This window comes from Bavariicoccus seileri WCC 4188 (assembly GCF_000421665.1).
Classification (GTDB): Bacteria; Bacillota; Bacilli; order Lactobacillales; family Aerococcaceae; genus Bavariicoccus; species Bavariicoccus seileri.
The window spans coordinates 23,042-29,421 of sequence record NZ_ATXL01000028.1; the positions used below are offsets into that span (position 1 = coordinate 23,042).

Sequence of the window (6,380 nt, forward strand, 5' to 3'; positions counted from 1 at the left end):
ACTATTCTCCAGGGCGGGAGGATGTTTTTCGATTGCTTTGGTTCTTTTTTTATGAAGGAAATATGGGGCATTTATGGAAAATTTATCGATTTATATTATTATACTGATTTTTATTATCTCACTAGCAGGCTTATCTAAGTCGACAGATTTTTTGGTGGATAATGCGGTAGATTTATCTAAAAAAATAGGTATTTCTGATGTCATTATTGGAGCGACTATCGTGTCTTTAGGGACGAGTTTACCAGAATTGTCAACGGCAATTCTCTCCATCTTTAATGGTAGTTCGGATATTGCGATAGGGAATGCAATTGGGTCGATCATTACCAATTGCACGCTTATTTTAGGGGTTGCTACTTTAGCTGGATCGATTCCAGTCAAAATAAAGACTGCGAAGAGGTTGATGTTTTTGATTGCCCTCATCGCAGTAATGTATTTATTTGCTTTTAATATGAGCCAACCTTTTGGAGATGGCCACTTAAACCGTCTATGGGGAATATTAACGGTTATCACTTTGCCAATTTACTTGATCCTATCTTTCAAGAAAAAGAAAGGTGGTAGGTCTAGCACAACCTCTAAAGCTTCAGATGTTGAAAATCAAACTATTGAAAATCACGCTTTTGAGAATCAAACTATCGAGAGTCACACTTCTGAGATACAAGAAGTGAAACCAGCTAAAGCAACTGAAAAAGTTGAGCCTGCTTACTTAGTAAAGACAATAGCCATTATTCTTGTTTCAGCTATTGTTGTAGCTGTTAGTGCGTCCTTATTAGTTTCCAGTGTCCAAGAAGTGGCAGTGCGACTCAATGTCCCAGAAGCTATTATTGCTTCAACTATCGTAGCTCTTGGGACAAGTTTACCAGAATTGAGTACCTCGTATTCTTCGGCTCGTAAGGGCTATGGTGGTTTAGCTTTTGGAAATATTATTGGTGCTAATATCATGAATATTTTGTTAGTGTTAGGAGTTCCAGCAGCAATGACGTCATCGGGTATTGCAGTCTCAAGCATATTTTTTAGATTTCAAATCCCAATTGCTATAGTAATCTTACTGTTCATATTGTATCTGGTGTTCAATACAAAAAGGGAAGAAATCACTAAAAAAGAAGGATTGCTCCTTTTAGTCGTCTACGTGCTATTCTTGCTGACGACAGTGTTTAATTAGGAAGATTAGCAATAGGACTGAATAAGTCGCAATAATTCCCAATATACTCAGGAAAATCCCATAAAACATGATAAAGTTCTGTAACCTTATTACTAGTGTTTGCTAGCACAGACTACAGTGTTTTATTGTTTTTGTAGACAAAATAAAGCAAAGAAATAATTCTACTGAACCATAATACACCAATAATCAAAACGTAACCGACATTGTCAGTGTAGATCGTATAGGCAGTTAATCCCAGCAAAATGAACGTTTCCAGATCAAAGCTTGATGCTTTGGAGTGTGCTAAGATTTGTAGGTTTCTTTCATCTTTATGGTTGATGTTATCGCGTTTCATTTTTTGTGGAGCCTTCATATAGGAAAATACTTTCGTGGCTTGAAGAAGGGAAACGCCAAGCATACCACCTGAAACTCCAATGAGCGCAGAAGCGTAGGTCTCTTCACGAAAGATGGAGAATCCTAACGTGAAGAATAGAGCGGTTATCAAAACTGTCAGTAATAATTTGCTGATTTCAACTAAAAAACGTTTACTTTGCATCAATATTCTCTCCTTCATAAATAAAAATGTCTTCAATCAATACATCGAAATAGTGGGCAATTTTGAACGCAAGAAGGATGGATGGGTTATATCTGCCGTTCTCTAATGATCCAATGGTTTGACGAGAAACTTCTAGTATATCTGCAAGCTCTTCTTGGCTAAGTCCGCGATCTTTACGCAACTGGCCTAAAGTATTTTTCACAATTGTCTGCACCTCTTTTCATTAGCTAAACAGTTTGTATGGAAAGTTAACTTTACATACAAATCATAAACATCTTGTTTTAGGATGTCAAGCTAACTTTCCATAAATTCATAAAGCAGTTTTTATAAACAACAGGGAAAATCTTCAAAAATGAGCCTTTGCTATGAAATAGCTTCAACCCCTTACATAATGAGTATATTTATGATAGAGTAGCATTTTGAGGGAAGTTAGTAGTCCCACAGAGACGGTTTTAAAGTGACGGAGGTCAACTCGTCAGTTTAAAGTCGTTTTTATTATATGACACTATATACAAAATATAATAAATGCTTTTCTGAAAATAAGAACTAGTGCTTCAATAACTAGTTCCTAGTAGCTAGTAACTAAGGACTAGTGCCTAGTACCTAGTAATTCATACCTAATAACTACTTATCGGGAATGAATTACTAAAAATGAATTACTAACAACCAATCACTAAGAACAGTAAGTTGATTCATTATAGTTAAGGACTGTTCGTGGCAAGTGTAGTTGCACTAATTTTAAAAGTTTCTTGAATGATGATCAGATTTACCAATTATGGTAACTCTCTTTTTTTGGCAAAAAATAGTAAGGGGAGGAAATAGGGAATGAAATTTTTATGGCAGTACATCAAAGCTTATCCTAGTTATATGGTTGGGGCTTTGGTAGGGCAGTTGGCGTTTGTTTTTGTAACGTTAGGCTTGCCGACTTTATTAGCACAAATGATCAATAAAGCTATTATTCCGCAAGACACGAGTGCTTTATATCGGTATGGCATTTTTATGGCGGGGATTGCTATTGTAGGTGCTTTTGGTCGTGTCCTGAAGTCTTGGTCAGTGGCAAAGATGTCCAATTTAGTGACGATGGAGATTCGAAATGATACTTATACAAAAATGCAGCAGCTTTCGCATCATGAATTTCAGGAGTTCGGGGTTCCGTCTCTTGGGACGCGGATAACGACTGATGCGTTTATGTTGTTGCAGTTTATTGATTTACTTTTTCGGCAAGGGTTAGCAGCGCCGTTGATGATCGTTTTTGCAGTAACGATGATCATCAAGACGTCTCCTGAGTTAGGGATTGCTATCTCGCCGATTGCTCCTATAACGTTATTCATGGTCCTATGGATTTCTAAAGTGACTCGTCCGTTATCAGAGGAACAACAAACGGACCTAGATACAATCAATAGGATTCAACGGGAAAATATCACAGGGCTTCGGGTCATCCGCGCTTTTAGACGGGAAAAATTCCAAGAGAAACGTTTTGAAGATGTCAACAAGCGTTATGAAAAAGTATCGATTACTTTGTTCCGTTGGATGGCAGTGACACCGTCTGCGTTTTCTTTCATCATTAATGTCGTGATTATTGCGATTCTGTGGCTCGGGGCTGGTTTTATCGGTGCAGGGTCACTTGATGTTGGTAATTTGGTCGCCTTTATTGAATATGCTTTTCACGCGCTATTTTCTCTCATGCTATTTGCTAATATTTTTATGATGTATCCAAGAGCAGCTGTAAGTTCGAGAAGATTGAAAGAGGTTATGGGGGCTCCAATTTCAGTCAAGGTACCCGAAAATCCAGTGACCAAAACAGAAACGCATGGTTATTTAGAATTCAAAAATGTGGACTTTGCTTATCCTGATGCGGATGAACCTGTGTTAAGAAACATTAGCTTTAAATCTAAGCCTGGTCAAACAGTTGCATTTATTGGTTCAACAGGGTCAGGGAAATCGACAATCGTCAAATTGATTCCAAGGTTCTATGATGTGACCAAAGGACAAGTGTTGGTAGATAATGTTGATGTCCGTGACTACTCGTTAAAAACCTTACGTCGAAAGATCGGGTTTACACCGCAAAAAGCTTTGTTATTCTCAGGTAAAATCTCTGAAAATTTACGGTTTGGGAAGTATAATGCAACACAACACGAACTTGAAGAAGCGTCAGATATTGCTCAAGCACGGTCCTTTATTGAACGCTTAACAACCAAGTATGATACATCGTTGGCAGAAGGCGGTAGCAACTTATCCGGTGGTCAAAAGCAACGGTTATCGATTGCTCGTTCTATTATTGGGAAGCCAGATATTTATATTTTTGACGATAGTTTCTCAGCACTCGATTTCAAAACGGATGCTATTTTAAGAAAAGCACTACGAGAAGAAACTAGAACAGCGACGACCATTATTGTGGGGCAGCGGGTTGCATCGATCATGCATTCAGACTTGATCATCGTGTTAGATGAAGGAGAGATAGCTGCAAAAGGAACGCATGCAGAATTGCTGAAGACCTCACCAATTTATTATGAAATCGCCTCGTCTCAACTTAGTCAGGAGGAACTCAATCGATGAAAAATATGACAGCATTCGTCCGGTTGTGGACTTACCTAAAACGTTACAAAGGGCAATTTATCGGTGCTATCTTTGCGACAATCGTCATGACAGTCGCGTCGGTCTTAGAACCTTTTATCATTGGTCTAGCCTTCACTGAACTTGCAGCAAATGTCATGGCAATCGCTCGTCAAGAACCTGGAGCTGCAATCAACTATCACTACATATTAATCATAGCAGTCGTTTATTTCTTTAGAGGGATGTTATACCATGTCTCACAATATGTGAGCCAATGGTTATTGACTAACGTGGTTCAAAAAGCTATGTACGACCTCAGAAATGATATCTCTAAAAAAACAAACCAGATTCCTGTTTCTTATTTTGATAGCCACCAAGCAGGTGATTTGTTGAGTAGAATGACAAATGATGTCAACACGATCACGAACGCCTTGCAACAATCACTCATGCAGTTCTTTATTGGTGGATTGAGCATCTTATTTGCCGTCATTGCAATGCTACTGTTAGACTGGAAACTTGCTTTAGTGGTCACTGCTATTGTGCCAATTTCTTACTATATTGCTCGTTATATTATTAAATATTCGCAACCGACATTTAAAAATCAAGCCGATTCACTGGGGGATTTATTTGGTTATACCCAAGAACAACTCTCTGGCTTTACTGAGATCAAAGTCTATAACAAACAAGAGGAATCGGTTGAGGGATTTAAAAAGAGAAATGAACGGTTGTGTGAGTATGGCTTTAAGGCTAATTTCATTTCAAGCCTAATCATGCCGTGCCTTGGAGCGGTAACTCACTTAGCCTATATCCTAGTCTCCATATTAGGTGGGATCAGTGTTATCAATGGCTCGCTAACGGTTGGTAATCTACAAGCTTTTGTTCAATATATTTGGCAAATCAACCAACCTATCACTGTGATTTCACAATTAAGTGGGATGATTCAAAGTGCAGCAGCGGCAGTTACTCGTGTCTTCGACTTCTTAGATGAAGAAAACGATCATCAAGATAAAGTGACAGGCCACTTACCTGGTAAAGTCAAAGGCCACGTTTCTTTCGAACACGTTCGTTTTGGTTACAAGAAAGATCAACCACTGATGAAAGATGTTTCGTTTAACGTGAAACCAGGTGAGACCGTTGCAGTCGTTGGTCCAACGGGTGCAGGGAAAACAACTCTGATCAACCTTCTGATGCGTTTTTATGATGTCGATGGAGGTAGCATCAAGATTGATGGTGTCGATACGAAAACAATTAGCCGCCTGGATTTGAGACGTCATTTTGGGATGGTCCTTCAGGATGCATGGTTATATTCGACGACTATCATGGAGAATATCCGCTTTGGTGATTTAGATGCCACTGACTATGAAGTGATAGAAGCAGCCCAAATCGCCAACGTTGACCGGTTTATCAGAACCTTACCTGGTGGCTATTCGATGGAAATCAATGAAGAAGCTAACAACATCTCACTGGGGCAAAAACAATTGATGACGATAGCACGTGCGATCATTTCAAATCCAGATATTCTTATATTGGACGAAGCTACCAGTTCGGTTGATACACGACTTGAAAAATTGATCCAAGAAGCAATGGATAAAGTGATGGAAGGGCGCACAAGTTTTGTGATTGCTCACAGATTGAGTACTATCAAAAATGCAGATCTGATTTTAGTGATGCAAGATGGTAATATCATCGAACACGGTACGCATGATAGTCTATTAGCAGCAAATGGCTTCTATGCCGACCTGTATCAAAGTCAATTTGAAGAAGAAACACCAGCTGAAATACACATGTCCTACTAAATAGCAAAGAGGGAGAAAATCGTTGAAGATTTTCTCCCTCTTTCCGTTTTTACAGCTGTAATCTCATGTTAGCTTGTAATCTCATGTTAGCTTGTAATCTCATGTTAGCTTGTAATCTCATGTTAGCTTGTAGTCTCATTTTATTTTAAAGTGATAGCACGAGAAATATAAGAAACACGAACAACTCAAGTGACTCCAACTATTAGAATAAGCGTATCAATCAGTAAAGAATACTGATGCTCCGATAGCATTTGGGCCACCATGGACACCAAGTACAGGCGTGAATTCTTTTTCAAAGTACACGTCTGCTTTAGCAATCACGTCATCTAATTCTGTT

The 6,380-nt window shown here is 38.7% G+C and carries 5 protein-coding genes; 3 read left to right on the plus strand and 2 right to left on the minus strand.

Translation table 11 applies throughout. The features are described from left to right. The first annotated feature begins 73 nt into the window (after window positions 1-73). Window positions 74-1,159: a calcium/sodium antiporter gene (locus tag H541_RS0107060; protein ID WP_022796624.1), complete on the plus strand. Its 1,086-nt coding sequence runs from the start codon at window positions 74-76 to the stop codon at window positions 1,157-1,159. A gap of 112 nt (window positions 1,160-1,271) precedes the next feature. Here the strand turns inward: H541_RS0107060 and H541_RS0107065 are convergent, their stop codons facing one another. Then, window positions 1,272-1,694, minus strand: a complete 423-nt coding sequence (locus tag H541_RS0107065; protein ID WP_022796625.1) for a hypothetical protein — start codon at window positions 1,692-1,694, stop codon at window positions 1,272-1,274. Continuing rightward, window positions 1,684-1,896 (minus strand): helix-turn-helix transcriptional regulator, encoded by a 213-nt coding sequence (locus H541_RS0107070; protein WP_022796626.1) that lies wholly within the window; start codon window positions 1,894-1,896, stop codon window positions 1,684-1,686. The genes H541_RS0107065 and H541_RS0107070 overlap by 11 nt, the downstream gene beginning before the upstream one ends. A gap of 623 nt (window positions 1,897-2,519) precedes the next feature. Here H541_RS0107070 and H541_RS0107075 point away from each other — a divergent pair. After that, window positions 2,520-4,250, plus strand: a complete 1,731-nt coding sequence (locus tag H541_RS0107075; RefSeq protein WP_022796627.1) for an ABC transporter ATP-binding protein — start codon at window positions 2,520-2,522, stop codon at window positions 4,248-4,250. After that, entirely contained in the window at window positions 4,247-6,043 is a 1,797-nt protein-coding gene (locus tag H541_RS0107080) for an ABC transporter ATP-binding protein (RefSeq protein ID WP_022796628.1), read from the plus strand. Before H541_RS0107075 ends, H541_RS0107080 begins: the two co-directional genes overlap by 4 nt. Window positions 6,044-6,380 lie beyond the last annotated feature (337 nt).

Bases quoted from the DNA above. Each gene is read 5' to 3' on its own strand.
- H541_RS0107080 (WP_022796628.1), top strand. From the start codon at position 4,247: ATGAAAAATATGACAGCATTCGTCCGGTTGTGGACTTACCTAAAACGT.
- H541_RS0107065 (WP_022796625.1), bottom strand. From the start codon at position 1,694: ATGCAAAGTAAACGTTTTTTAGTTGAAATCAGCAAATTATTACTGACA.
- H541_RS0107075 (WP_022796627.1), top strand. From the start codon at position 2,520: ATGAAATTTTTATGGCAGTACATCAAAGCTTATCCTAGTTATATGGTT.
- H541_RS0107060 (WP_022796624.1), top strand. From the start codon at position 74: ATGGAAAATTTATCGATTTATATTATTATACTGATTTTTATTATCTCA.